Raw genomic sequence first — 26,627 nt, 5'->3', positions numbered from 1 at the left:
TTTAAAATAAACTGAACTCTTCTACAGAATGCGCGTCTGAGTATATGAAAGACGCGCATTTGTTATCATCATCCCTGAATTCAGAGATGTATATTTTGGCCACAGCGATGTGGCCTTTTTCTTTTTGGTTCAGGCCTGCTTCGCCAGAAACGCCTCAAACGACTCCGTATCCGCCGCTTCGACCTCTTTCTGACGCACAACGGACGCATCACGCTCTGTCACAAAATCCGCTTCGCTCAGGATCTCTAACGGCTCCTGCATCAGCATCTCACGGTACTCCGCTGAGAGTGAACGCCCTGTGCCACCAATTCCCTGCTCAATCATAGAACGCAGAATACGTGCTGAGAATGTCAGTTCCGGGTTATCAAAGCTTTCAACCAGTTCGTCGCAGACCTTCTGGTAAGCTTCGCCGCCGTACACGCTGTCCAGCGTCTGGGCTACGCGCTTCAGGTCATGGAACAGATCCTTCCCTACCTTAGACAGTGGGAACTGAGCCGTTTCACAGCCAATACCTAACGTCAGACCCGGCTTGCGCCCTTCCAGAATCACGCGATTCCAGTTGGCACGGGTACACAGCAGTTCGTCGGAACTCATTTCCGGCGCATCCGCCAGTACGCACCAGACCATAAACAGGTCAAGGAAGCGAATCTGCTGCTCGTCAACGCCAATCGGTGAGAACGGGTTGATATCCAGCGAGCGCACTTCAATGTATTCGATCCCGCCGCGCTGTAGCGCATCCGACGGCGTTTCACCGCTGCGCGTCACGCGCTTCGGACGAATCGGCGCATACAGTTCATTTTCAATCTGCAACACGTTAGTGTTAATTTGCAGGCGCTTACCGTCTTTTTCGAGGCCGATTTTTTCGTACTCTTCCGACGGGGTTTTTATCGCCCGCTTCAAGCCTGCCACATATTCGTGCAGATCGTTAAACGTAATTCCGAGATTACTTTGCGATTTATTGGTATAGCCAAGGTCGCTCAGGCGCAGGGAGGTCGCATACGGCAGGTAATACATGCCACATTCGGTCTTCTCGAACGGCAGCGTGGTCGGTTTCCCTTGCAGGAACGAAGAACAGACGGCCGGTGACGCGCCGAACAGATACGGAATAACCCAGCCAAAACGGTAGTAGTTGCGGATCAGGCGGAAGTAACCCGCGGAGATCGCTTCTTTATCCGTTTCACCGCACTTCGCCTGCCAGAACGCCATCGGCAGAGAAAAGTTGTAGTGCACGCCAGAGATCGTCTGCATCAGTGCGCCGTAGCGATTTTTCAGTCCTTCGCGATACAGCGTTTTCAGCCGACCAATATTCGAGGTGCCGTACTGCGCCAGCTCGATATCCTGCCCCTGCTCGATATAGCACGGCATGCTGAGCGGCCACATACGCTCGTCGCCGAGGTTGCGGGCGGTGAAGCGATGCACGTCGCGCATGATCGTCAGCATATGATCAATATCACCGTCTACTGGCGTGATGAACTCCAGCAGCGCTTCGGCGAAATCGGTTGTGATCCATTTATGTGTCAGCGCCGAGCCTAACGCCTTCGGGTGTCCCGTAGTCGCTAAGCTACCATCCGCATTTACGCGCAGCGTTTCGCGCTCAAGCCCACGCTGAATACCCTTCAGTGCCTGAGGGTGATTTTCCAGCCAGGCCAGCGCCTGTGATACGTCCGGGATCAATTTGACCTCCCGCCTGTCAAAAAATTGTCACTCAGCATAATTGTAATGGTTGACGATTGAAGGTCGCGAATTCATTCCACCAATTAGTGCCACCACGTCATACCCTGTAGTGTTACCCATGCCAGTAAAACATAGCGTAACGCCTTGCCAAGGCACAAAAAAAAGAGCACCGGTCCCCAGGAAATGCGCATCCATCCCGCCAGCAGACACAGTAAATCGCCTATTACAGGCATCCAGCTTAATAACAGCGTGGCAGCGCCATAGCGTTTTAGCCAGCCGACTGCCTTTTCCTGCCAGCGAGATTTTTCGCGTAGCGGAAAGAAACGTCCAAGAATAACGTTAGTCAGCCCTCCAAGGCTATTACCCATTGTTGCTATTAAGACCAGCAACCAGGGCTGACTTACGCCGGACAACAGCATCGCCACCAGCACCACTTCCGAATTCCCCGGTAAGAGGGTGGAGCTTAAAAAACTGCTGGCGAATAATGAAGCGAGTGACAGCGCGTCACTCACAGTAAGCGAACGTCCACCGCCGCCATTCCGGCATCACGCGCGGCCTGAATGCCAAAATCAGCATCTTCAAACACCACGCATTTTACAGGTGGAACACCCATTAATTCTGCACAGAGCAGGAAGGTATCCGGTGCGGGTTTGTGATGTTTAACATGATCGGCGGCAACGACGGCAGAAAAATAGTGGCGCAGGCCAAGGTGGTTGAGTAGCGCTTCAGCAATCGCGCTCTCGCTGCCCGTACCGACAGACATAGGACGACGCCCGTGCCACTCCTTGACGACGTCAATGAGTGGTAAAGGCTGCACGGTGTCTAACAGTATGGCTTTTACCGCGTCGGTTTTTTCACGCGCGAGCTGATGCGGGTCGAGATCGGCCTGATTCAGCTCAATCACGGCCTGTGCGATACGCCAGGTGGGCGATCCATTGAGGGCAATCATCGCCTGTAAATCGAAACGCATACCGTAACGGCCCAGGACTTCGGTCCAGGCCTGACGATGCGTGGGTTCGGTATCCAGGAGGGTGCCGTCCATGTCGAAGATCAAACCGTCATACTGTGCGTACATCGTGCTCTCGCTAAACGATTAACAAAGCATTACTTTATCGTAAAAGGGGATTTTTGTCGCTGATTGCGAAGTGATAACAATGAGAGTGATTAAGAACTAAACATCGAAGGGGATCACAAGAAGAGATGGTGCATCCGGGAGGATTCGAACCTCCGACCGCTCGGTTCGTAGCCGAGTACTCTATCCAGCTGAGCTACGGATGCATCGGGATTTACTGCTGTACTTCTCGATACTCATATCACTTCAAAAGCAATATGAAGTAAAAAATGGTGCATCCGGGAGGATTCGAACCTCCGACCGCTCGGTTCGTAGCCGAGTACTCTATCCAGCTGAGCTACGGATGCATCGGGATTTACTACTGTACTGCTCGATATTCATATCACTTCGAAAGCAATATGAAGTAATAGATGGTGCATCCGGGAGGATTCGAACCTCCGACCGCTCGGTTCGTAGCCGAGTACTCTATCCAGCTGAGCTACGGATGCATCGGGATTTACTACTGTACTGCTCGATATTCATATCACTTCGAAAGCAATATGAAGTAATAGATGGTGCATCCGGGAGGATTCGAACCTCCGACCGCTCGGTTCGTAGCCGAGTACTCTATCCAGCTGAGCTACGGATGCAAAATGGCGGTGAGGCGGGGATTCGAACCCCGGATGCAGCTTTTGACCGCATACTCCCTTAGCAGGGGAGCGCCTTCAGCCTCTCGGCCACCTCACCACACAACGCCTCTTTCGAGTGCTTCGAGCAACTCGTTAAGAGCTTCTCGTCGCTGCGTGGCGCATATATTACTTTCTGGGACTTATAAGTCAAACAATTTTCCACATGCTTTTTTCGTTTGCACAATTCGCACGCAATTCGCATGTAAAAGCCGCAAAGAGAGTGTTTTATAAGCGGATTTTGCAGGCATCTTCACAGAATTGTGTTGAGAGAAGCGCGTCTTTTGGATGAGATAAGATTATGAGAGTGGTCAAAAACGAAGCGTTTGAAATAGAACGGTAACTTTATGCAGGAAAAATAGCAGGAGGGTTGCGTCTCGCCCGACAGCGAGACGCGACAATATCAGTAACTGGACTGCTGGGATTTTTCAGCCTGGATACGCTGGTAGATCTCTTCACGGTGGACAGATACTTCTTTAGGAGCGTTAACACCAATACGTACCTGGTTACCCTTTACCCCTAAAACTGTCACGGTGACCTCATCCCCAATCATGAGGGTCTCACCAACTCGACGAGTCAGAATCAGCATTCTTTGCTCCTTGAAAGATTAAAAGAGTCGGGTCTCTTGTATCCCGGCATTATCCATCATATAACGCCAAAAAGTAAGCGATGACAAACACGTAAAGTGTAAGCAGTCACGGCATCACATTCTGTTAAACGTAAGTTTAGCCGATATACACAAACTCAACCTGACTTTATCGTTATCGATAGCGCAGTGAGCAAGACGCCATAACGTTACCGCTATGGCGTCTGCTTGTGCTTTGTAGTTATTACAGTTTCGCGCTTACCCAGCTTTCAACGCTGGCTAATGCCGCGGGAAGTGCCGCCGCATCCGTACCACCGGCTTGCGCCATGTCCGGACGACCGCCACCTTTGCCACCCACCTGCTGGGCGACCATTCCAATCAGTTCCCCTGCTTTAACACGATCCGTCACATCCTTAGAGACGCCCGCAATCAGAGAAACCTTACCCTCTGCGACCGTTGCCAGCACGATAACCGTCGAACCAAGCTGGTTCTTCAGATCGTCGACCATGGTACGCAGCATCTTAGGCTCAACGCCCGCCAGATCGCTGACCAGCAGTTTGACGCCCTTAATGTCTACCGCTTTGCTGGAGAGGTTTGCGCTCTCCTGCGCCGCAGCCTGTTCTTTCAGCTGCTGGAGTTCTTTTTCCAGCTGACGGGTACGATCCAGCGCGACACGCACTTTTTCGCCCAGGTTCTGACTATCGCCTTTCAGCAGCTGCGCGATCTCGTGCAGCTGGTCGCTCTGCGCATGCAGGCTGGCAATCGCGCCTTCCCCGGTCACCGCCTCAATACGGCGCACGCCTGCCGCCGTCCCCGACTCGGAAACGATGCGGAACAAGCCGATGTCACCGGTGCGGGATGCGTGAGTACCGCCACACAGTTCGGTAGAGAAGTCGCCCATGCTCAGCACGCGAACGCGGTCGTCATATTTCTCGCCAAACAGCGCCATCGCACCTTTCTTCTTCGCTGCCTCGAGATCCATGATGTGGGTTTCGATTGGCAGGTTACGGCGGATCTGGGCATTCACCAGGTCTTCCACCGCACGAATTTCAGACGGCTTCATCGCTTCAAAATGCGAGAAGTCGAAACGCAGCACTTTGTCATTAACCAGAGAACCTTTCTGTGCAACGTGCGTACCCAGCACTTCGCGCAGGGCTGCGTGCATCAGGTGGGTTGCCGAGTGGTTCAGACGAATGCGCGCGCGGCGAGCCTCGTCAACGTTGGCCTGAACGCCCTCGCCCACTTTCAGAGAGCCGGAAACCAGTTTGCCCTGGTGACCAATCGCCTGACCGTATTTCTGGGTATCGCTTACGCTGAAGCTGAAGCCATTGCCTTTCAGTTCGCCTTTATCGCCAACCTGACCGCCCGATTCCGCATAGAACGGCGTTTTATCCAGGATAACAACCGCTTCCTGGCCCGCGCTAATGCTGTCTACGGCTTTACCGTCAACAAACAGCGCGGTCACATTGCTGGTCAGGGCCAGCTCTTCGTAGCCTTTAAATTCAGACGCGCTATCAACGCGGATCATCGCGTTGTAGTCCGCGCCAAAACCGCTGGATTCACGCGCACGACGACGCTGTTCTTCCATTGCGGCTTCAAAGCCTGCTTCGTCAACTTTGATGTTGCGCTCGCGGCAAACGTCCGCGGTCAGGTCAACCGGGAAGCCGTAGGTGTCGTACAGGCGGAAAGCGGTTTCGCCATCCAGCGTGTCGCCCTTGAGTTTCGCCAGCTCGTCGTCCAGCAGCGCCAGACCGCGTTCCAGCGTACGGGCAAACTGCTCTTCTTCGGTTTTCAGAACCTGTTCAACCTGCGCCTGCTGGCGTTTCAGCTCGTCACCGGCAGAGCCCATCACGCCAATCAGTGGCCCAACGAGTTTATAGAAGAAGGTGTCCTTCGCGCCCAGCATGTTGCCATGGCGGATCGCACGACGAATGATACGACGCAGCACATAGCCACGGTTTTCATTCGACGGGATAACGCCGTCAGCAATCAGGAACGCACAGGAACGAATATGGTCTGCGATAACGCGCAGTGATTTGTTGCTCAGATCGGTTGCGCCCGTTACCTCAGCAACGGCTTTGATCAGGGTGCTGAACAGGTCAATCTCATAGTTGGAGTTAACGTGTTGCAGAACGGCCGCGATACGCTCAAGGCCCATACCGGTATCTACGGACGGTTTTGGCAGCGGCTCCATGGTGCCGTCGGCCTGACGGTTGAACTGCATGAAGACGATGTTCCAGATCTCAATGTAGCGATCGCCATCTTCTTCCGCGCTTCCCGGAGGGCCACCCCAGATGTGGTCGCCATGATCGTAGAAGATCTCGGTGCACGGACCGCAAGGGCCGGTGTCGCCCATCTGCCAGAAGTTATCAGACGCGTAAGGCGCGCCTTTGTTGTCACCGATACGGATGATACGTTCGCGCGGGATACCCACTTCTTTTTCCCAGATGTCGAACGCTTCGTCATCGGTCTCATACACGGTCACCCACAGACGCTCTTTCGGCAGATTGAACCAGTTTTCACCGGTCAGCAGTTCCCACGCGTATTGAATGGCGTCGTGTTTGAAATAGTCGCCGAAGCTGAAGTTACCCAGCATTTCGAAGAAGGTGTGGTGGCGCGCGGTGTAACCGACGTTTTCCAGATCGTTGTGTTTACCGCCCGCACGCACGCAACGCTGTGAGGTTGTGGCGCGGGAATAATTACGCTTGTCGAGACCAAGGAACACATCCTTGAACTGGTTCATCCCGGCGTTGGTAAACAGCAGAGTCGGGTCATTGTTCGGTACCAGGGAGCTGCTGGCAACAACCTGGTGTCCCTTACTATGGAAAAAATCGAGAAACGCCTGACGGATCTCAGCGGTGCTCTTGCTCATAATTATCCTGAAATCAAGCTAACGAAATGTCGCAGCAGATCTGTATCTGTAAACAGTTGGACGGACCAGCTACTGGAAAAAGTGGGAATAAGATAAGTTTTCTTTAGTGGGAAGTAAAATCCCGCATGCGTTCAATCGGTAAAATTACGCCAGATATCCTGAATATCTTCCATCAGGAAGCCGCGGTAGAGCAAAAAGCGCTGGATTTTAACTTTTTCTGAAAATTCACGCGGCAGCGGCTCACCGTACTTTCGTACCGCCTGCTCACGCGCCAGTTCGCACCAGTCAATTTCACTTTCGCGCATGGCTTTTTCAATCGATTCACGGGCTACCCCTTTCTGGTTCAGCTCCTGGCGGATACGCGCTGGCCCATAGCCTTTACGACCACGGCTGGCAAGAAAGCGAGCGGCAAAACGGCCGTCATCCAGATAGTGATGCTCGTAGCACCAGGCAACCACGCGGTCATAATCTTCCGCGGTGGCATCAATGTCTTCCGGACCGTTTTTGCTCATGACGGGCGCTGACAGTTTCCGCCGCAGCTCCTGTTCGCTATGGTCACGCACGGCAAGAATACGCACGGCCCGATCCAGCAAGCGTGAGTAGGCTGGTCGGCGTGATGTCGGTTCACTCATAAAAAACCTGTCGATTCAGAAATGCAAAAAGGGCCGCATCAGCAGCCCTTCATTTTTATCCGAGAGGATTAAAAGTCTTCGTTGGTTTCTTCAGCATCCGCGCCGTCGACCACGAAATCAGGTTTAGAGTCCTGGTTGTTCAGCAGGAGTTCACGCACCTTCTTCTCAATCTCTTTCGCCGCCGCCGGGTTCTCTTTCAGCCAGGAGATAGCATTCGCTTTACCCTGACCAATCTTGTCACCGTTGTAGCTGTACCATGCGCCCGCTTTTTCAATCAGCTTCTCTTTCACGCCCAGGTCAACCAGCTCGCCGAGGAAGTTGATACCTTCGCCGTAGAGGATCTGGAACTCAGCCTGTTTGAACGGTGCTGCGATTTTGTTCTTCACAACCTTCACGCGGGTTTCGCTACCGACTACGTTATCCCCCTCTTTCACCGCGCCGATACGGCGGATATCCAGACGGACAGAAGCGTAGAATTTCAGTGCGTTACCGCCGGTGGTGGTTTCCGGGTTACCGAACATTACACCAATTTTCATACGGATCTGGTTGATGAAGATCAGCAGCGTATTGGACTGCTTCAGGTTACCCGCCAGCTTACGCATCGCCTGGCTCATCATACGTGCCGCGAGGCCCATGTGAGAGTCACCGATTTCACCTTCAATTTCCGCTTTTGGCGTCAGCGCCGCAACGGAGTCGACGATGATCACGTCAACCGCGCCTGAGCGCGCCAGCGCGTCACAAATTTCCAGTGCCTGCTCGCCGGTGTCCGGCTGGGAGCACAGCAGGTTGTCGATATCAACGCCCAGTTTACGGGCATAGACCGGGTCCAGCGCGTGCTCGGCATCGATAAACGCACAGGTTTTACCTTCGCGCTGTGCCGCCGCAACAACCTGCAACGTCAGGGTAGTTTTACCCGAGGATTCCGGACCGTAGATTTCTACGATACGGCCCATCGGCAAACCGCCAGCGCCCAGTGCGATATCAAGAGAAAGCGAACCAGTGGAGATAGTTTCCACATCCATGGAACGGTCTTCACCCAGGCGCATGATGGAGCCTTTACCGAATTGCTTTTCGATCTGGCCCAGTGCTGCCGCCAACGCTTTCTGTTTGTTTTCGTCGATAGCCATTATTACTCCTGTCATGCCGGGAGAAGCAACTGCGCTTCACCATGGACTTCTGTTCTGTTGAGGCAATTATACTGTATAGTCATACAGTATCAAGTATTTTGTAGAAATTGTTGCCAGAGCGTTTTTAACGCGTATTCCGTTGCCTGACGACGCACGCTTTCGCGGTCGCCGCTGAAGCATTCCCGGCGGGTGATCCCTTCACCTTTTGAGGTGGCAAAGCCAAACCAGACGGTGCCGACAGGCTTCACGTCGCTGCCGCCGTCCGGCCCCGCGATACCGCTGATGGAGATAGCGTAATCTGCGCGCGCCTCTTTCAGCGCGCCAATCGCCATCTCGATCACCACCGGCTCGCTGACCGCGCCATGCTGCTCAAGCGTGGCTTCACGCACGCCGATCATCTGCGCTTTCGCCTCGTTACTGTAGGTCACAAAGCCGCGTTCAAACCAGGCGGAACTGCCAGCAATATCGGTAATTGCTTTCGCCACCCAGCCGCCGGTGCAGGATTCTGCGGTCGTGAGAGTCGCGCCGCGCTGTTTCAGCGCCAGCCCCACCACTTCGCTTAGCTGCATCAATTCATGGTCAGTCATTCTCGCTCCAGGCCTTAGAAAAACATGCAGCACAAGATAGCACTTTCTCATCAAATATGGGGATGCGCGTCGGGTTTTACGAGGGGGCTTCAGAAAAAAGCCGATGCGGACGCATCGGCCAGAGAGACGCTTATTTCATGCTGTTAGCGAGGGTGTCCACATTGTGGCGAAACGCCTTGACGTAGGTGTCCGCCACGCCGCCCTTCGCGGACAGCGCTTCCGGGTAAAGTTCACCACCCGGCTGGGCGCCCGTGGCGGTCGCAATCTGCTTCACCAGGCGTGGGTCAAGCTGGTTTTCCATAAACCAGGTTTTCACGCCGTCAGCTTTAATCTGATTGATGATCTCCGCTACCTGCGCCGCGCTGGCTTCACTCTCAGACGACAGCCCCTGCGGCGCCATAAACGTCACGCCGTAGGCGCGGCTGAAATAGCCGAAGGCGTCGTGGCTGGTCAGCACTTTGCGCTTCGCCTGTGGGATGTCGCTGAAACGCTTTTTAGCCCAACCGTCCAGTTGAGAGAGCTGCGCAATATAGGGTTTACCGGTAGCTTCAAGCGCCGCCGTATCTTCAGGATCGGCCTTCACCAGCCCTGAGAGAATATTTTGCGCATACAGCGCGCCGTTCGCCGCGCTGTTCCACGCGTGCGGATCGGTCACGGTTTTACCGTCCTCTTCCAGCGTGTGCGTTTTCACGCCGTCCGAAGCAACCACCAGTTGGCCTTTGAATCCGGAGGCTTTCACCAGACGGTCGAGCCAGCCCTCCAGCCCCAGCCCATTGACCACCACCACGTCAGCTTTACTCAGCGCCGCGCTGTCTTTGGGCGAAGGTTCGAAAGTATGGGGATCACCGTCCGGCCCCACCAGCGTCGTCACCTTCACACGATCGCCGCCAACCTGCTGCGTGATGTCTCCCAGGATGGAAAAGCTGGTCACCACATTAAGCGTTTTCGCCATTACGCCGTGCGTCATCATGCCGAGCGCGAGCGCCACGGCTAATCCTGTACGTTTCATCGTTTCCCCTTGCGTTAAAAAAGCGCCCGCAGGCTATCCGCCAGCCTGCTGCGCGTGCCAAATAAAACTGAAATAAAGAACAATGCGCTGGCGGTCAGCACAATGGAGGGCCCGGCGGGCAGACTCACTGCCCAGGAAAGGCTTAAGCCCAGCCACGCGCAAAAAATACCGCTGATACCCGCCATCAAAAGTAACCCTGGCAGTGTGCGCACCCAGCAGCGTGCCGCCACGGCGGGTAACATCATCAGCCCGACGGCCATCAGCGTGCCGAGCACCTGAAAACCGGCTACCAGGTTGAGCACCAGCAGCGCCAGAAACAGACCGTGTAACATCCCGGGCAGCCAGCGCGCGTTCACCTGCAACCACGCGGTATCAAACGCTTCGCTGACCAGCCCCCGATAAAAAATCGCCAGCGTGAGGAGCGTGAACATGCAAACGCCCGTCACGAACAGGGCTGACGCGCTATCCACGGCGAGAATGGAGCCAAACAGAAGATGAAGCAGATCGACATTTGAACCGCGCAGCGACACCAGCGTGACGCCCAGCGCCAGCGAGCCCAGGTAAAACCCCGCGAAGCTGGCATCCTCTTTAAGCGGCGTGCGGCGGCTGACCAGCCCGGCCACCAGCGCAACGGCGATCCCGGCAATAAACCCGCCGACAGTCATTGCCAGCAGCGACATCCCGCTGAGCAGATAGCCCACCGCGACACCCGGCAAAATGGCGTGAGAAAGGGCGTCCCCCATCAGGCTCATCCGACGCAGTTGAAGAAATACGCCCAGCGCAGTGGTGCTGACGGAGAGCGCCAGGCAAACCACCAGCGCGCGCCGCATAAAGCCGTACTCAATAAACGGCTGGAAGAAGAGATGCCAGATCATGCCACCCTCACCCGCTCGGTTTTCCAGTGCGGCGTATCAGCATCCAGCCGCAGCGTTTGTGGGAAGTGGCGCGAGACGCGTTCGCTGTCGTGCAGTACCGCCAGCAGGGTCTGCCCCTGCATATACATCTCCAGCATCAGATCCATCAGCACGTTGCAGGTCGCTTCATCGACGCCGGTGAAAGGCTCATCCAGCATCACCAGGGGCGCCTGCTGCACCAAAACGCGGGCAAACAGCATGCGCTGAAACTGGCCGCCGGAAAGTTCATCTATGGTAGAGAACGCCATGGACTCCAGCCCCACGCGCTCCAGCGCGCCGGCAATGCGCATGCGGGTATCCCGACGAAAACCGGCAAACAGTGAGATTGCTGGCCAGCAGCCCATACTCACCACGTCCTGCACGGTCAGAGGAAATTGCGCCTCCAGCGCGTGACGCTGCGCCAGCCAGCCCACCACCGGACGTCTCCCCTGCCAGCGAAACGTACCGCTGACGGGCGGAATAAAGCCGGCGAGCGTTTTCAGCAGCGTGGATTTGCCGCAGCCGTTGGCCCCGACGATAGCGGTCATGCTCCCGCGTTCAATCACGCCGGACAGCGCGCGCGTAACGGGCTGGCGATCGTAACCCGCCACCAGGTCGTTCATCACGATCATGGCAACGCCACCGCCCAGCGCACGGCCAGGCCGAGAAACAGAATGAGCACCAGCGCCAGCAGCAGCCGAACCGGGGATGAGAGAGAAAACAGGGACATGGATATCTCAATTCAAAAATAATGTTATAACATAACAATAATGAAAGTCGATTAAGATGTAAACGGTGGGAGTGAAATGGGAGTGTGGCGAAATGTTTCTGCAAAATTCCCCTCTCCCGTGGGAGAGGGTCAGGGTGAGGGCATCAGGCCGCACCGTGCATGCAGCCATGCCGGGTGGCGGCGTTGCCTTAACCGGCCTACCCGTCAGGGTAACTTACTGGCTAAACGGTGACGCTGCCGGCACACGCGCCTGAGACACCGCCAGCCCCAGCTGCCACACCGCCATCGCATAGTGCGTGCTGTGGTTGTAGCGGGTAATGGTGTAGAAGTTCGGCAGCCCGAACCAGTACTGATAACCGGTTCCGACATCCAGGCGCAGCAGGCTCACCTGGTCAACATTGCCCAGCGGCTGCGACGGCGTTAAGCCTGCCGCTGCCAGCTGCGCCACGCTGTATTTGGTTTTAAATCCGTTTTCCAGACCAAACGCCTCGCCGTTCGCCTGCACCGCCACCTGGCCGCCCGGCGTCCAGCCATGCGCTTTGAAGTAGTTGGCCACGCTGCCAATGGCGTCTTCGGGATCCCACAGGTTGATGTGACCATCCCCGTTAAAATCTACCGCGTACTGCTTATAGGAGGAGGGCATAAACTGGCCGTAGCCCATTGCCCCGGCGAACGACCCTTTCAGATCGAGCGGATCGTCCTGTTCGTCTCGCGCCATCAGCAGGAAGGTTTCCAGCTCGGAAGAGAAATACTCGGCGCGGCGCGGGTAGTTGAAGGAGAGCGTCGCCAGCGCATCAAGGATGCGGGTTTTACCCATAATGCGTCCCCAGCGGGTCTCGACCCCAATAATACCGACGATGATCTCCGGCGGCACGCCATAGACCTGCCACGCACGGTTCAGGGCGTCTTCATACTGATTCCAGAACACCACGCCATTCTGCACGTTGTCCGGGGTAATAAACTGTTTGCGATAGCGCAGCCACGCGCCGTTTGGCCCGGTCGGCACCTGGGCTGTCGGCGCCTGCCTGTCCATCAGGCGCAGCACGTAGTCCAGACGCTTCGCCTGAGACAAAATGGCATGCAGCTGCTGGCGGTCAAAACCGTGCTTGCTCACCATTTTATCGATGAACTGTTCGGCCGCAGGGTTATTCGCGAAGTCGCCGCCCATCTGCATCATATTGTGCTGCGGCTCCAGCAGGAATCCTCCGGAAGGCGCGCCCGCCGTTGGCTGAGCGGCTTCGGTCTTGGGTTTGCTACTACAGGCGGACAGGAGAATAAGCGCAGGCAACAGCGCTGCATAACGACGCTTGAACATGTGGCATCCATTTAACGAGTTCGGTAAGAACCCAGTATGGTAAAGCATCCCCAACTCCTCAAGGAAGCGGTACGCACCTCCCCGACGCAAATCCGCGCTTTTTTCCACCAAAAATTATTCACCTCACCAATAAACTTTCAAAATAATACATTTTTCTTTCATTGTGAGATCTTATTAACACTTTAAAACCTTTCAAAGTGATTATTATTAGCCGCAGATAGACAAAAACAAACGCCCTACAGGAGAGAAGAATGATAGAAACCATCACCCACGGCGCCGAGTGGTTCATCGGGCTGTTTCAGAAAGGCGGCGAGGTATTCACCGGCATGGTGACCGGGATCCTGCCCCTGCTGATCAGCCTGCTGGTGATCATGAACGCCCTGATTAACTTTATCGGCCAGCAGCGTATTGAACGCTTCGCCCAGCGCTGTGCCGGCAATCCGCTGTCCCGCTACCTGATCCTGCCCTTCATCGGCACCTTTGTGTTCTGCAACCCGATGACCTTAAGCCTCGGCCGCTTTATGCCAGAGAAGTACAAGCCGAGTTATTACGCCGCCGCCTCCTACAGCTGCCATTCAATGAACGGCCTGTTCCCGCACATTAACCCCGGCGAGCTGTTTGTTTACCTCGGGATTGCCAGCGGTCTCACTACGCTGGGACTGCCGCTCGGCCCGCTGGCGGTGAGCTATCTGCTGGTCGGCCTGGTGACCAACTTCTTCCGCGGCTGGGTAACGGACCTCACTACCGCCATTTTTGAGAAAAAAATGGGCATTCAGCTTGATGAGAAAGTCCAGCTTTCGGGAGCCACAGTATGAACCGGATCCGCATAGATAAAGGCACGGGCGGCTGGGGCGGCCCGCTGGAGTTCGACGCCACCGAAGGCAAAAAGATCGTCTACATCACCGCGGGCACGCGCCCGGCGATCGTCGACAGGCTGCGCGAGCTGACCGGCTGGGAAGCGGTCGACGGCTTCAAGGAAGGCGAGCCGCCGGAAGCGGAAATCGGCGTGGCGGTAATCGACTGCGGCGGCACCCTGCGCTGCGGCATCTACCCGAAGCGCCGCATTCCGACGGTGAATATTCACTCCACGGGCAAATCAGGCCCGCTGGCGCAGTACATCCTTGAGGACATTTATGTCTCGGGCGTGAAGGAGGACAACATCACGCTGGTGAATGGCACACCCGCGCCGCAAAAAGCATCCCCGCGCGACTACGACACCAGCAAAAAAATCACCGAGCAGAGCGACGGCCTGCTGGCGAAGGTCGGGATGGGGATGGGGTCCGCCGTGGCGGTGCTGTTTCAGTCCGGGCGCGACACCATCGACACGGTGCTGAAAACCATTCTGCCGTTTATGGCGTTCGTCTCGGCGCTGATCGGCATCATCATGGCCTCCGGCCTCGGCGACTGGATTGCCCACGGCCTCGCCCCGCTCGCCAGCCACCCGCTCGGCCTGGTGACGCTGGCGCTGATCTGCTCCTTCCCGCTGCTGTCGCCGTTTCTTGGCCCGGGCGCGGTGATTGCCCAGGTCATCGGCGTGCTGATTGGCGTGCAGATTGGTCTGGGGAATATTCCCCCGCACCTCGCCCTGCCCGCCCTGTTTGCCATTAACGCTCAGGCGGCGTGCGACTTCATCCCCGTCGGGCTGTCGCTGGCGGAAGCGCGCCAGGAGACCGTGCGCGTGGGCGTCCCCTCCGTGCTGGTGAGCCGCTTCCTGACGGGCGCGCCAACGGTGCTAATTGCCTGGTTTGTCTCCGGCTTTATTTATCAATAAGAGGTTCCTGCCATGACCGTGATTTACCAGACCACCATTACCCGCATCGGCCAGAGCGCGGCCGATGCGCTGAGCGACCAGATGCTGATCACCTTCCGCGAAGGCGCCCCGGCAGATATCGAAGAGTTTTGCTTTATCCACTGCCACGGCGAGTTAAACGGCGAGCTGAAGGCCGGTGGCCAGCTGGAGCTGGGCAAGGCGCGCTATGCCGTAACCGCCGTCGGTGACGTCGCCGAGCAAAACCTGCGCGAGCTGGGGCACATCACCTTGCGTTTCGACGGCCAGCCGCGGGCGGAGTATCCCGGCACGGTTCACGTTGAGGGGCCGGCTCCGCAGGCTGTCACCCCAGGCTGCACGTTAAAATTTATTTCGTAATAAAGGAGAGACACATGAGTCAGGTTGCCGTTGTCATTGGTGGGGGACAAACCTTAGGCGAGTTCCTCTGCCATGGGCTTGCCGCAGAGGGCTACCGCGTGGCGGTCGTGGATATTCAGAGTGAGAAAGCCGCCCGCGTAGCGGACGCCATCAACACCGAATTTGGCGAAGGGATGGCGTATGGATTTGGCGCCGACGCCACCAGCGAGCAGAGCGTGATGGCGCTGGCCCGCGGCGTGGATGAGATTTTTGGTCGCACCGATCTGCTGGTCTACAGCGCGGGGATTGCGAAAGCGGCCTTTATCAGCGATTTCGAACTGGGGGATTTTGATCGCTCGTTGCAGGTGAATCTGGTGGGCTATTTCCTCTGCGCCCGCGAATTTTCCCGTCTGATGATCCGCGACGGTATTCAGGGTCGCATCATTCAGATCAACTCAAAATCGGGGAAAGTGGGCAGCAAGCACAACTCCGGCTACAGCGCGGCGAAGTTTGGCGGCGTCGGGCTGACGCAGTCTCTGGCGCTGGATCTGGCCGAATACGGCATAACCGTGCACGCGCTGATGCTGGGTAATCTGCTGAAATCCCCGATGTTCCAGTCCCTGCTGCCGCAGTATGCCGCCAAACTTGGCATCAAAGCAGAGGACGTCGAACAGTACTACATCGACAAAGTGCCGCTGAAGCGCGGGTGCGATTATCAGGACGTGCTGAACATGCTGCTGTTTTACGCCAGCCCGAAAGCCTCGTACTGCACCGGGCAGTCGATTAACGTTACCGGTGGGCAGGTGATGTTCTGAGTTCATTCCCCGGTGGCGCTGCGCTTACCGGGGTTACAATCCCCGTAGGCCGGGTAAGACGCACCCGGCAGTTAAGGAGCCGATATGGTCACTGCACTCATCACCGTCGCCGCCCTCGCCTGGCTTTGCCAGATGGCGTTTGGCGGCTGGCAAATCCGTCAGTTTAACCGCGCCTTTGATGCCCTGTGTCAGAAGGGACGCGTGGGCGTCGGGCGTTCCGGGGGACGCTTCAAACCGCGGGTTGTCGTCGCTGTTGCGCTGGATGAAAACAATATGGTTTGCGATTCCCTCATCATGCGCGGCGTAACGGTGTTTGCCCGTCCGACCAAAATCCAGGCGATCGACGGCATTTCGCTGCATGAATTACAACCTGATGTGATCTTCCCCCATGATTCACTCTGTCAGAATGCACTATCATTAGCGCTTAATCTGAAACATGGATAATTTCGTTGTGAAAGTTATAAACTTGCGGAATTATCATTTCGCAACGTAAGGAACGAAGCGCCTATGAAACCACGTCAGCGGCAGGCGGCCATACTTGAGCATCTGCAAAAGCAGGGAAAGTGCTCGGTAGAGGATCTGGCCCACTACTTTGACACCACCGGCACGACAATACGCAAGGACCTGGTGTTGCTCGAAAACTCCGGCGCCGTCATTCGTACCTACGGCGGCGTGGTGCTCAATAAAGACGAAGCCGACCCGCCTATCGACCACAAAACGCTGATCAATACTCACCAGAAAGCGCTGATTGCCGAAGCCGCCGTCAAATTTATCCAGGACGGCGATTCCATTATCCTCGACGCAGGCAGTACCGTCCTACAGATGATCCCGCTGCTCAGCCGCTTTAATAACATCACCGTGATGACCAACAGCCTGCACATCGTCAATGCCCTGTCAGAGTTCGACAGCGAGCAGACCATCCTGATGCCCGGTGGCACCTTCCGTAAAAAATCCGCGTCGTTTCACGGGCAGCTGGCGGAGAATGCCTTCGACCACTTCAGCTTCGATAAGCTGTTTATGGGCACGGACGGCATCGACCTCAACGCGGGCGTGACCACCTTCAACGAGGTGTTCAGCGTCAGCAAAGCGATGTGCAACGCCGCGCGGGAAGTGATTTTGATGGCGGACTCGTCGAAATTTGGCCGTAAAAGCCCCAACATTGTCTGTAGCCTTGAAAGCGTCGATAAGCTGATTACCGACGCAGGTATCGATCCGGCATTTAAAAAAGCGCTGGAAGCGAAGGGCATCGACGTGATCGTAACCGGAGAGAAAAATGAGTGATTTTCTGTTAAACGCAGGCCGTCAGACCCTGCTGCTGGAGCTACAGGAAGCCAGCCGCCTGCCGGAACGTCTGGGTGAGGATTTTGTTCGTGCAGCCAACACCATTATCCACTGCGAGGGCAAAGTGATCGTGGCGGGTATCGGTAAATCCGGTCATATCGGCAAGAAGATTGCCGCGACGCTTGCCAGCACCGGCACCCCGGCGTTCTTCGTGCATCCTGCCGAAGCGCTGCACGGCGATCTGGGGATGATCGAAAGCCGCGACGTGATGCTGTTTATCTCCTACTCCGGTTCAGCCAAAGAGCTGGATCTCATCATCCCTCGCCTGCAAGAAAAATCGGTGGCCCTGTTAGCGATGACCGGCAAATCCCGTTCGCCGCTGGCGCTGGCCGCGAAAGCAACGCTGGATATTTCCGTTGAGCGCGAAGCCTGTCCGATGCACCTGGCACCGACCTCCAGCACCGTCAACACGCTGATGATGGGTGACGCCCTGGCGATGGCGGTGATGCAGGCGCGCGGTTTTAATGAGGAAGATTTCGCCCGTTCCCATCCTGCGGGCGCGCTTGGGGCTCGTCTGCTCAACAAAGTTCACCACCTGATGCGCACGGACGATGCCATTCCTCAGGTCAAACTCGACACCAGCGTGATGGACGCCATGCTGGAGCTGAGCCGCACCGGGCTGGGGCTGGTTGCGGTATGCGACAATGACCGCCAGGTGAAGGGCGTCTTCACCGACGGCGACCTGCGCCGCTGGCTGGTGGGCGGCGGCAAGCTGGAGGCGCGGGTATCCGAAGCAATGACCCAGGGCGGGCTGACGCTGAATGCCGACAGCCGCGCGATTGAAGCCAAAGAGGTGCTGATGAAGCGCAAAATCACCGCCGCGCCGGTGGTGGACGAGCACGGCAGGCTGTGCGGCGCGATCAACCTGCAAGACTTCTACCAGGCGGGGATTATTTAACCCTTCAGCCCCAGACGTTTCGCCAGCCTGTGAAGGTTGGCGACGTCCATCTCCAGCGCCCGCGCGCACGCCGCCCAGCTGCGGTTATTCTGCTCCAGCGCGCGGGCGATCATCTGACGCTGGAACGCATCCGTCGCCTCGCGCAGGTTTTCGTTCACGCTCTCAGGTATCACCGGCTTCACGGGCGGCATCGTTTCCTCATGCAGCGCGAAATGGCGCGCATGAATAACCACTTCATCCCCCGAACGCGTTGCCCGCGCCAGCACCACCGCGCGGTGGATCGCATGTTCCAGTTCACGCACGTTACCCGGCCAGCCGTAGCTCAGCAGGTGCGTCCTCGCGCCGGGACTTAGCACCACGCGGGAAAGCCCCATTTTGAGCCGACACTGTTCGCAGAAAAAGCCCGCCAGCAGAACCACATCCTCGCCCCGCTCGCGCAGCGGCGGCACCGTGAGCGGGAACACGCTCAGACGGTGGAACAGATCGGCGCGGAAATTCCCCGCCAGCACCTCTTCGCGCAGATCGCGGTTCGTCGCCGCCAGCACGCGCACATCCACGCGTAAGCTGCGATCGTCTCCCACGCGTTGAATATCGCCATACTGCAACACCCGCAGCAGTTTGGCCTGAAGCGAAAGGGAGAGTTCGCCAATTTCATCGAGGAACAGCGTGCCGTTATCAGCCATTTCGAACTTGCCGCTGCGGTTGCTGATCGCCCCGGTAAAGGCCCCTTTGACGTGTCCGAACAGCTCGCTTTCCGCCACGCTTTCCGGCAACGCCGCGCAGTTGAGATAGACCAGCGGATTCACCGCACGGGGCGAGGCTTCGAGGATCGCTTTTGCCACCAGCTCTTTACCGGTGCCGGTCTCCCCGAAGATCAGCACGTTCAAATCAGACGCGGCGACAATCTCAATCTCTTTTTTGAGCTGCGCCATGCCCGGCGAAAGGCCGATCATTTCGGTGTGCGCCACCTGCTCAAACGCCGTCGGGCTACCCGGAAGAATATTCTGGCTCTCCAGCTGTTCTATCAGCAGGGCGTTGTTCAGCGCCCCGGCCGCCAGCGCGGCAATCAGCCGTAGCTCTTCGTCGCTGAAGGTATCGAACTGATCCGGCGACATGCCGTCGAGGGTTAACGCGCCAATCAGGTTCTGCCCGGCAAACAGCGGCAGGCCGATACAGGCGTGCACCTTCAGGCTCTCCTGTCCGGGGATCAGGCCGTCGTACGGATCGGGCAGATCGCTGTCTGCCGGGAAACGCACCACGTCACCCGCGCGGGCGATGGTTTCCAGACGCGGGTGGCCCTCCAGGGTAAAGCGCCGCCCGAGTACGTCCTTCGCCAGACCGTCGATAGCCAGCGGAATAAACTGCCGCCCTTCGTAACGCAGCAGCGCCGACGCATCGCAATCCAGCACGTGGCGCAACGTGGAGATCAGCCGCTGAAAGCGGTCCTGATGACCAATACCGGTTTGCAGTTCTATGGCGATCTTCGCCAGCACATCTACGGAAAAGCTCATCTCTGCCTCACTGTCATTTTGACAATACATAGTGTCATATTGACAATTTTTAAGATAGTCAAAATGACTACCCATTAGGGGGCATCGAAACGAAAACACATTATTTTCAACAAGTTAAAAAGTTGGCACGCAACTTGATATATGACAGTCATCTTATTTGAAAACGCCGTATTAAGTTGAGGTTGCTATGTCTATTCTGGTTAAAAATAACATTCATTGGGTGGGTCAACGTGACTGGGAAGTACGTGATTTTCACGGGACGGAATACAAAACGCTGCGCGGCAGCAGCTACAACAGCTATCTCATTCGTGAAGGTAAAAACGTCCTGATCGATACCGTCGATCACAAATTCAGCCGCGAGTTCGTGCAGAACCTGCGCAGCGAAATCGATCTGAATGACATCGACTACATTATCATCAACCACGCGGAAGAGGATCATGCCGGGGCGCTGACCGAGCTGATGTCCCACATTCCGGATACCCCGATCTACTGCACCACCAACGCCATTGACTCCATCAACGGCCACCACCACCATCCGGAGTGGAACTTCCACACCGTGAAAACCGGCGACACGCTGGATATCGGCAATGGCAAACAGCTGATCTTCGTGGAAACCCCAATGCTGCACTGGCCGGACAGCATGATGACCTACATGACCGGTGACGCGGTGCTGTTCAGTAACGACGCCTTCGGCCAGCACTACTGCGACGAACGTCTGTTCAACGACGAAGTGGATCAGACCGAGCTGTTCGAACAGTGCCAGCGCTACTACGCCAACATCCTGACCCCGTTCAGCCGTCTGGTCACGCCAAAAATCACCGAGATCCTCGGCTTCAACCTGCCGGTGGATATGATTGCCACCTCCCACGGCGTGGTATGGCGTGAAAATCCAACCCAGATTGTCGAATTGTACCTGAAGTGGGCGGCGGACTATCAGGAAGATCGCATCACCATCTTCTACGACACCATGTCCAACAACACCCGCATGATGGCGGACGCCATTGCCCAGGGCATCAACGAAGTTGACCCGAACGTGGCGGTGAAAATCTTCAACGTGGCGCGCAGCGATAAGAATGAGGTATTGACCAACGTCTTCCGCTCCAAAGGCGTGCTGGTGGGTACCTCCACCATGAATAACGTGATGATGCCGAAAATTGCCGGACTGGTAGAAGAGATGACCGGCCTGCGCTTTCGTAACAAACGCGCCAGCGCCTTTGGTTCACACGGCTGGAGCGGCGGCGCGGTAGACCGTCTCTCCACCCGTTTACAGGATGCTGGTTTTGAGATGTCCCTGAGCCTGAAGGCGAAATGGCGTCCGGATCTCGACGCGCTGGAAATCTGTCGTCAGCACGGTCGCGACATTGCCCGCCAGTGGGCGCTTGCGCCGCTGCCGGAAACCGCACCCGCCGCGGCGGTTACGCCGAAAGCTGTAGCAGAAGCCGCTCCTGCCGCTGCCGACCTCGGCCCTTGCATGCAGTGCAGCGTCTGCCAGTGGATTTACGATCCTGAGCTGGGCGAGCCGTTGCAGGATGTCGCGCCGGGTACGCCGTGGAGCGAGGTGCCGGACAACTTCCTCTGCCCGGAATGTTCCCTCGGGAAAGACGTCTTTGATGAACTGGCAACGGAGGCAAAATGAGCCACGGCATCGTCATTATCGGCTCGGGCTTTGCCGCCCGCCAGCTGGTGAAAAATATCCGCAAACAGGATGCTAACGTGCCGCTGACGGTGATCGCCGCCGACAGCATGGATGAGTACAACAAGCCTGATTTAAGCCACGTCATTAGCCAGAATCAGCGCGCCGACGATCTCACCCGCCAGACGGCGGGGGAGTTCGCAGAACAGTTTAACCTGCGTCTGTTTCCGTACACCTGGGTCACCGATATCGACGCCGACGCCCACGTGGTGAACGCGAAAGATAAAACCTGGCAGTACGACAAACTGGTGCTGGCGACGGGGGCATCGGCGTTTGTGCCGCCGGTTGAGGGCCGCGAGCTGATGGTCACGCTCAACAGCCAGCAGGAGTATCAGGCCAGCGAGACCCTGTTACGCGACGCCACGCGGGTGATGATTGTCGGCGGCGGACTGATTGGCACCGAGCTGGCGATGGACTTCTGCCGGGCGGGAAAATCCGTCACCCTGGTTGACCACGCGGCCAGCATTCTGTCAGCGCTGATGCCGGCAGAAGTAAGCAGTCGCTTACAGCATCGTCTGACCGACATGGGCGTACATCTGCTGCTGAAATCGCAGTTACAGAGCCTGAGCAAAACCGAAACCGGCATTTGTGCGACGCTCGACCGCAACCGCAGCGTGGAAGTGGATGTGGTTATTGCGGCGACGGGGTTGCGCCCGGAAACCGCGCTGGCGCACCGCGCGGGCGCAGAGATCAATCGCGGCGTGAAGGTGGACAGCTACCTGCAAACCACCCGGCCGGACATTTATGCCCTGGGCGACTGTGCGGAAATTAACGGCCAGGTGCTGCCGTTCCTGCAACCGATTCAGTTAAGCGCCATGTTCCTGGCGAAAAACCTGCTCGGCGGCAACGCCCCGGTGAAATTACCCGCCATGCTGGTGAAGGTAAAAACGCCGGAACTACCGCTGCATCTCGCAGGTGAAACGCAGCGTCAGGATCTGGACTGGGAGATTGTCCTTTCGCCTCAGGGCATGGTGGCGCGCGGCACCGATACCGACGGTCAGATGCGCGCCTTTGTCGTCAGCGAAGACAGAATGAAGGAGGCCTTCGCGCTGCTGAAATCGCTACCAGCTTAACCCTCGTCATGCCGGGTGGCGCTCAGCTTACCCGGCCTACAGTACTGCCACGCTTACTTAACCTTTGGATTTTATTGTCCACCGCCCCGATGTCCCGGGGCTTTTTTTTATCGCTACACTTTCAGCGTCAGGGGCGCACCACCAGCGCGTCATAACCGCGCCAGCGATAGTTCGCCATCGAGATCAGCCAGCAGGCGACAAACAGCCCGACCACCACAAATCCGGCGTCGCCCAGGTTATCGTTCACCGCGCCAATCAGATCCCACACGCCGCCGCTGAGGGAGAACTTGTCCATCAGCAGACCCAGCGCTTCCAGGCCGCCAATAAACAGCGCCACCACCACCGAAGTCCCGGTGATGGTCATGTTGTAGTACAGCTTGCGCTGCGGCTTGTTAAACGCCCAGCCGTAGGCACCCACCATCAGCAGGTTATCGAGCGTATCGACCAGCGCCATGCCGCTGGCGAAGAGCGCCGGGAAGATCATGATCGACCACACCGACATCCCGCTGGAGGCGCTGGCGGCGGAGATCCCCAGCACGCCGATTTCGGTGGCGGTGTCGAACCCCAGGCCGAACAGGAAACCGACCAGGTACATCTGCCAGCTTTTATTGACGAGGCTGAAGGTTTTGCCGAACAGCCAGTTCATGACGCCACCCTGTGCAGGCAGCGTGATGTCGCCCTGCACCGGCCTGCCGTGTTTCAGCGCCTGAAAACTGCGCCAGACGCCGCGCAGGATCACCATATTCACCAGCGCCATCGCCAGCAGGAAGGTGGCGGAGACGGCGGTGCCAATCAGGCTGCCGGTTTCGTGGAACCATGCCATGTTTTTCTGAAACGCCGTGGCGGTAGCGGCGATGGCAATGGAGGCCAGCACCACGATGGTGGAGTGTCCGAGTGAAAACCATGCGCCCACGCCGGACGGGCGCTTACCCTGCTGCATCATCTTACGCGTCACGGTATCAATCGCGGCGATATGGTCGGCATCCACCGCATGACGCAGTCCGTAACACCAGGCCAGCAGGCTGGCCGCCATCAGCGCCGTACTGCCGCTAAAGGTGTGCCACGCCAGCCCCCAGGCCAGCAGGTTAGCCATCCCGAGAGCCAGCAGCAGGCACGCTGCACGAGGTTCATTGCGTAAAAGTCGTAACATTTTAAATCCCTTGTGAACATGATCGGGCGGCAGCAACCACCGCCTGCCCGAAGGAGATCGCTCCGTCGCCTGCGGGCAGGCGCGAAGGAAAAAGAAGCGTGAAATCAGAAAGGTAGTGACGAAGGCGCGCGCGCAGCAGGCGGTTGTGAAGGACGCCGCCGCTGAAGCACACCGTAGAGAGCGACCGTCGGCGGGCATGCGTTGCCGCCAGTTCGCTCAGCCCTTTTGCCAGCGCATCGTGAAAAGCCCAGGCACGCTCGCCGGGTTCCGCCCGCCAGGTAAGCCACTGTTGCCAGAACAGCGCAAGGTTATCCGTCTGGAGCGTCACCGGATGATCAACCCCTGCGCAGCGTTCGGCCAGCGCCTCCAGCCGGCACGCGGCTTCGCCCTCATAGCGTTGCGTTTCAATGCCCAGCGCACAGGCCACGGCGTCGAACAGACGACCACAGGAGGAGGCCCGCGGCGCATTGATACCGCGCGACACAGCCGTTGCCAGCAGCGGCCAGTTTTGACGCTGTACCACCTCTGTTTCCGGGTACTGCTGCCAGTTAGGTACGAACGCCAGACAGTGGGCGAGCAAATTGCGCCACGGCTGTTTTGCCGCCAGATCGCCCCCCGGCAGCGCAACGGCTGGCAGACCGCCCAGCCGTTCGCAGTCGCGATAGTTCACCCGCAGGCACTCGCCGCCCCACAGCGCGCCGTTCTCGCCCATGCCGATCCCGTCCAGCGTCAGGGCAATAACATCCCCGCCGTCGAGCGGCCAGCCATTCTCCGCCAGACACGCTGCCGCATGCGCATGATGATGCAGCACGGTCTCAACGGGCAGCGCCTGCGTCCGGGCCCACTGTCGGGCGTGATATCCCGGATGGGCATCGCACACCACGCGCTCAGGCTGAAAGGCGTAGATGTCCTGCATCGTCGAGAGCGCACTGCGCCACTGCGCCTCTACCCCCTCGTCGCTCAGATCGCCAAAATGCTGGCTCAGTACCGCCTGGTTGCCACGCACCAGGCAGAAGGTGTTTTTCATCTCCGCGCCGGTGCATAACATGGGCGGGATGTCGCGGAATCCGGCGGGCAATGTGATGGCATCCGGCACAAAACCGCGTGCGCGACGCAGCATCGTGCCCTCCTGGTCCATCACTGAATCATCCATCCGTTGCAGGATGTCGCGGTTGTGCAGCAGGAAGCCGTCAGCGATGTCACTGAGTTCTTCCAGCGCCTGCTGGTTGCTTATGGCGGGTGGATGGCCGCTGAGGTTGCCGGAGGTCATCACCAGCGGGCGCTGGCAGTCCAGCATCAGCAAATGCTGGAGCGGGTTCGCAGGCAGCATCACGCCGACCGTATCCAGCCCCGGCGCAATCTCCTCAGGAAACGCAGGAAGGCAGGCTTTTGGCGTCAGCACAATCGGCGCAGCGGGTGAACGTAACAGCGTCTGGATGGCCTCCGGCAGATCGTCCGCATGCGGGATCATCACCGCCAGCGGCCTGGTCGGGCGCTGCTTGCGTGCCCGTAATTTCCGAACCGCCTGCGGGTTAAGCGCGTCGCAGACCAGGTGAAAACCGCCCAGCCCTTTGACCGCCACAATCCCGCCGCCTTCCAGCATCGCCACCGCCGCGCTTAACGCCGATTCGCGGGTGGCAGCAGCCTCCCCGGCTCGCCACTCCAGCTGCGGTCCGCAATCCGGGCAGGCCACCGGCTGGGCGTGAAAACGCCGGTCAGCCGGGTTGCGGTACTCCGTTTCACAGGGCACACAGAGAGGGAATGGCGCCATTGACGTGGCCGGGCGGTCATAGGGCATGGCGCGGATAATGGTAAACCGCGGCCCGCAGTGGGTGCAGTTGATAAACGGGTAGCGGTAGCGACGTTCGCGGGGATCGCGCATCTCCACCAGGCATGCGGGACAGGTGGCGGCATCCGGGACGATTTGCGTGTCCATCGCCCCGCTCTCGCTGTGGCGGATGACAAACTCGTCCGGCAGCGTCGTCCAGCTGAACGGCTGCGTTTCAATGCGATCGATGCGCGCCAGCGGTGGGCAGTCCTGGCGCAGTCTCGCGGTAAAGTCACCCCCACTGCCCGCGAGACGCACCAGGACACCCTCTCCGTCGTTGCAGACGTCGCCTGCCAGCCCCAGCTGGTGCGCAAGCTGCCAGACGAAGGGACGAAATCCTACCCCCTGCACCTTGCCGCGCACCCGAAGCTGTACGCCGTTAACGCGCATCGCAATTTAAAACAGCAGCGATGATGAGGTGTCGAACGCCGCGCGGCGGCGTTTTTCGGCACTCATCTGTTCGAGCTTGTCGCGATCGACGCAGACCAGCGCATGCGTCGGACAGGCTTCCATACACGCCGGACCGGCATCGCGGTGGTAGCAGAGGTCACATTTATTGGCTTCGGCTTTCTCCGCGCGTACGTTCAGCCCGATACCGCTGTTGCGCACCACCGGGCGAACCACCACCTCCATCGCGCCATACGGACACGCCACCACACAGGTTTTGCACCCGATGCAGCGCTCCTGCATCACATGCACGAAGCCTTTTTCGCGCTTAATCGCCCCGTTCGGACAGACGTTGGCGCACGGCGCGTCTTCGCACTGGCGACAGATAGCGGCGGTAGAAATATTCACGCCTTTAATGACGTGGATGCGCGGCAGGAAGGTATCAGGGGTGAGAGAGGCGCAATCCTGCTCTGCCTGATGGGACACCACGCACGCCACTTCACAGGTACGGCAACCAATGCATTTGCTGGCATCGGCCATAATAAAACGGTTCATCTGCTTCTCCGGCATAACTGTTATGCGCGAAGCTATTCATAAACCGTGCCAATATTTAATGCATTGATTTTATAGGGAAATTTAAAAGA

The 26,627-nt window shown here is 57.6% G+C and carries 25 protein-coding genes and 5 tRNA genes; 9 read left to right on the top strand and 21 right to left on the bottom strand.

All coding sequences use genetic code 11. The annotated features are described in order from the left end of the window. Positions 1–129: 129 nt before the first annotated feature. The 17 genes from gshA to mltB form a co-directional block, all read right to left on the bottom strand. Positions 130–1,674 (bottom strand): glutamate--cysteine ligase, encoded by a 1,545-nt coding sequence (gshA, locus tag SK58_RS07070; protein ID WP_023304302.1) that lies wholly within the window; start codon positions 1,672–1,674, stop codon positions 130–132. Between the two features lie 83 nt (positions 1,675–1,757). Further along, positions 1,758–2,186 carry a YqaA family protein gene (locus SK58_RS07065; RefSeq protein WP_017692791.1) on the bottom strand — a complete coding sequence of 143 codons (429 nt, stop codon included), beginning with the start codon at positions 2,184–2,186 and terminating at the stop codon, positions 1,758–1,760. Continuing rightward, complete coding sequence (yqaB, locus tag SK58_RS07060) at positions 2,183–2,749, bottom strand: fructose-1-phosphate/6-phosphogluconate phosphatase (RefSeq protein WP_045338889.1); 567 nt, start codon at positions 2,747–2,749, stop codon at positions 2,183–2,185. The genes SK58_RS07065 and yqaB overlap by 4 nt, the downstream gene beginning before the upstream one ends. 126 nt (positions 2,750–2,875) lie before the next feature. Then, positions 2,876–2,952, bottom strand: a tRNA-Arg gene (locus SK58_RS07055). Positions 2,953–3,016: 64 nt separating this feature from the next. Further along, positions 3,017–3,093: transfer RNA gene (locus SK58_RS07050), tRNA-Arg, on the bottom strand. A gap of 64 nt (positions 3,094–3,157) precedes the next feature. Next, positions 3,158–3,234, bottom strand: a tRNA-Arg gene (locus tag SK58_RS07045). A 64-nt stretch (positions 3,235–3,298) separates the two neighbouring features. Further along, positions 3,299–3,375, bottom strand: a tRNA-Arg gene (locus tag SK58_RS07040). Positions 3,376–3,379: 4 nt separating this feature from the next. Further along, a tRNA-Ser gene (locus SK58_RS07035) sits at positions 3,380–3,472 on the bottom strand. A 342-nt stretch (positions 3,473–3,814) separates the two neighbouring features. Beyond that, positions 3,815–4,000 (bottom strand): carbon storage regulator CsrA, encoded by a 186-nt coding sequence (gene csrA, locus SK58_RS07030; protein ID WP_000906486.1) that lies wholly within the window; start codon positions 3,998–4,000, stop codon positions 3,815–3,817. A 241-nt stretch (positions 4,001–4,241) separates the two neighbouring features. Continuing rightward, positions 4,242–6,869, bottom strand: a complete 2,628-nt coding sequence (gene alaS, locus SK58_RS07025) for an alanine--tRNA ligase (RefSeq protein ID WP_015571666.1) — start codon at positions 6,867–6,869, stop codon at positions 4,242–4,244. 131 nt (positions 6,870–7,000) lie between these two features. Further along, positions 7,001–7,501 (bottom strand): recombination regulator RecX, encoded by a 501-nt coding sequence (gene recX, locus SK58_RS07020; RefSeq protein ID WP_017382782.1) that lies wholly within the window; start codon positions 7,499–7,501, stop codon positions 7,001–7,003. A gap of 68 nt (positions 7,502–7,569) precedes the next feature. After that, positions 7,570–8,628: a recombinase RecA gene (gene recA / locus SK58_RS07015; protein WP_015571667.1), complete on the bottom strand. Its 1,059-nt coding sequence runs from the start codon at positions 8,626–8,628 to the stop codon at positions 7,570–7,572. Between the two features lie 89 nt (positions 8,629–8,717). Further along, positions 8,718–9,215 carry a nicotinamide-nucleotide amidase gene (pncC, locus tag SK58_RS07010; RefSeq protein ID WP_003862172.1) on the bottom strand — a complete coding sequence of 166 codons (498 nt, stop codon included), beginning with the start codon at positions 9,213–9,215 and terminating at the stop codon, positions 8,718–8,720. Between the two features lie 130 nt (positions 9,216–9,345). Beyond that, complete coding sequence (locus SK58_RS07005) at positions 9,346–10,224, bottom strand: metal ABC transporter substrate-binding protein (RefSeq protein ID WP_022649141.1); 879 nt, start codon at positions 10,222–10,224, stop codon at positions 9,346–9,348. A gap of 14 nt (positions 10,225–10,238) precedes the next feature. Further along, positions 10,239–11,099, bottom strand: a complete 861-nt coding sequence (locus SK58_RS07000; protein WP_015571669.1) for a metal ABC transporter permease — start codon at positions 11,097–11,099, stop codon at positions 10,239–10,241. Continuing rightward, entirely contained in the window at positions 11,096–11,749 is a 654-nt protein-coding gene (locus SK58_RS06995; protein ID WP_017382783.1) for a metal ABC transporter ATP-binding protein, read from the bottom strand. The genes SK58_RS07000 and SK58_RS06995 overlap by 4 nt, the downstream gene beginning before the upstream one ends. Positions 11,750–12,061: 312 nt before the next feature. After that, positions 12,062–13,162, bottom strand: a complete 1,101-nt coding sequence (mltB, locus tag SK58_RS06990) for a lytic murein transglycosylase B (RefSeq protein ID WP_015571672.1) — start codon at positions 13,160–13,162, stop codon at positions 12,062–12,064. Positions 13,163–13,413: 251 nt separating this feature from the next. Here mltB and srlA point away from each other — a divergent pair, with 251 nt between their 5' ends. The 7 genes from srlA (at position 13,414) to gutQ (ending at position 18,341) form a co-directional block, all read left to right on the top strand. After that, the gene (gene srlA / locus SK58_RS06985) at positions 13,414–13,977 is read left to right on the top strand and encodes a PTS glucitol/sorbitol transporter subunit IIC (protein WP_015571673.1); all 564 of its coding nucleotides are present in this window, start codon (positions 13,414–13,416) and stop codon (positions 13,975–13,977) included. Then, positions 13,974–14,933, top strand: coding sequence for a PTS glucitol/sorbitol transporter subunit IIB (locus tag SK58_RS06980; protein WP_023304307.1), 960 nt, complete (start codon positions 13,974–13,976; stop codon positions 14,931–14,933). The genes srlA and SK58_RS06980 overlap by 4 nt, the downstream gene beginning before the upstream one ends. A gap of 12 nt (positions 14,934–14,945) precedes the next feature. Then, positions 14,946–15,308 carry a PTS glucitol/sorbitol transporter subunit IIA gene (srlB, locus tag SK58_RS06975; RefSeq protein ID WP_048219576.1) on the top strand — a complete coding sequence of 121 codons (363 nt, stop codon included), beginning with the start codon at positions 14,946–14,948 and terminating at the stop codon, positions 15,306–15,308. A gap of 14 nt (positions 15,309–15,322) precedes the next feature. Next, complete coding sequence (srlD, locus tag SK58_RS06970; protein WP_017382786.1) at positions 15,323–16,102, top strand: sorbitol-6-phosphate dehydrogenase; 780 nt, start codon at positions 15,323–15,325, stop codon at positions 16,100–16,102. 84 nt (positions 16,103–16,186) lie between these two features. Further along, positions 16,187–16,546, top strand: coding sequence for a transcriptional regulator GutM (gutM, locus tag SK58_RS06965; protein WP_015571675.1), 360 nt, complete (start codon positions 16,187–16,189; stop codon positions 16,544–16,546). Between the two features lie 63 nt (positions 16,547–16,609). Continuing rightward, a complete protein-coding gene (locus SK58_RS06960) occupies positions 16,610–17,383 on the top strand; it encodes a glucitol operon DNA-binding transcriptional repressor SrlR (protein WP_015571676.1) in 774 nt (257 codons plus the stop codon). Further along, positions 17,376–18,341, top strand: coding sequence for an arabinose-5-phosphate isomerase GutQ (gene gutQ, locus SK58_RS06955; RefSeq protein ID WP_015571677.1), 966 nt, complete (start codon positions 17,376–17,378; stop codon positions 18,339–18,341). Before SK58_RS06960 ends, gutQ begins: the two co-directional genes overlap by 8 nt. On the opposite strand, the gene norR is transcribed toward gutQ, so the two are convergent. After that, on the bottom strand, positions 18,338–19,852 hold the full coding sequence (gene norR, locus SK58_RS06950; protein ID WP_048219574.1) for a nitric oxide reductase transcriptional regulator NorR: 1,515 nt from the start codon (positions 19,850–19,852) through the stop codon (positions 18,338–18,340). The genes gutQ and norR overlap by 4 nt on opposite strands. A gap of 187 nt (positions 19,853–20,039) precedes the next feature. On the opposite strand from norR, the gene norV reads away from it, so the two are divergent. Together norV and norW are read left to right on the top strand one after the other, a co-directional pair. Beyond that, on the top strand, positions 20,040–21,488 hold the full coding sequence (norV, locus tag SK58_RS06945; RefSeq protein WP_015571679.1) for an anaerobic nitric oxide reductase flavorubredoxin: 1,449 nt from the start codon (positions 20,040–20,042) through the stop codon (positions 21,486–21,488). Beyond that, on the top strand, positions 21,485–22,618 hold the full coding sequence (gene norW / locus SK58_RS06940; protein ID WP_039269942.1) for an NADH:flavorubredoxin reductase NorW: 1,134 nt from the start codon (positions 21,485–21,487) through the stop codon (positions 22,616–22,618). Before norV ends, norW begins: the two co-directional genes overlap by 4 nt. A 127-nt stretch (positions 22,619–22,745) precedes the next feature. On the opposite strand, the gene SK58_RS06935 is transcribed toward norW, so the two are convergent. The 3 genes from SK58_RS06935 to hydN are packed head-to-tail and all read right to left on the bottom strand — an operon-like array spanning position 22,746 to position 26,538. Beyond that, complete coding sequence (locus SK58_RS06935) at positions 22,746–23,768, bottom strand: HoxN/HupN/NixA family nickel/cobalt transporter (protein ID WP_032669326.1); 1,023 nt, start codon at positions 23,766–23,768, stop codon at positions 22,746–22,748. A gap of 1 nt (position 23,769) precedes the next feature. Next, positions 23,770–25,986 carry a carbamoyltransferase HypF gene (gene hypF, locus SK58_RS06930; RefSeq protein WP_039269941.1) on the bottom strand — a complete coding sequence of 739 codons (2,217 nt, stop codon included), beginning with the start codon at positions 25,984–25,986 and terminating at the stop codon, positions 23,770–23,772. Positions 25,987–25,992: 6 nt separating this feature from the next. Next, on the bottom strand, positions 25,993–26,538 hold the full coding sequence (gene hydN / locus SK58_RS06925) for an electron transport protein HydN (RefSeq protein WP_039269940.1): 546 nt from the start codon (positions 26,536–26,538) through the stop codon (positions 25,993–25,995). Positions 26,539–26,627 lie beyond the last annotated feature (89 nt).

This window comes from Enterobacter sp. BIDMC93 (assembly GCF_001037805.1).
Lineage (GTDB): Bacteria > Pseudomonadota > Gammaproteobacteria > Enterobacterales > Enterobacteriaceae > Enterobacter > Enterobacter hormaechei_C.
The sequence above is the reverse complement of the archived record's forward strand: the minus strand, read 5'-3'. Positions and strand labels throughout refer to the sequence as shown.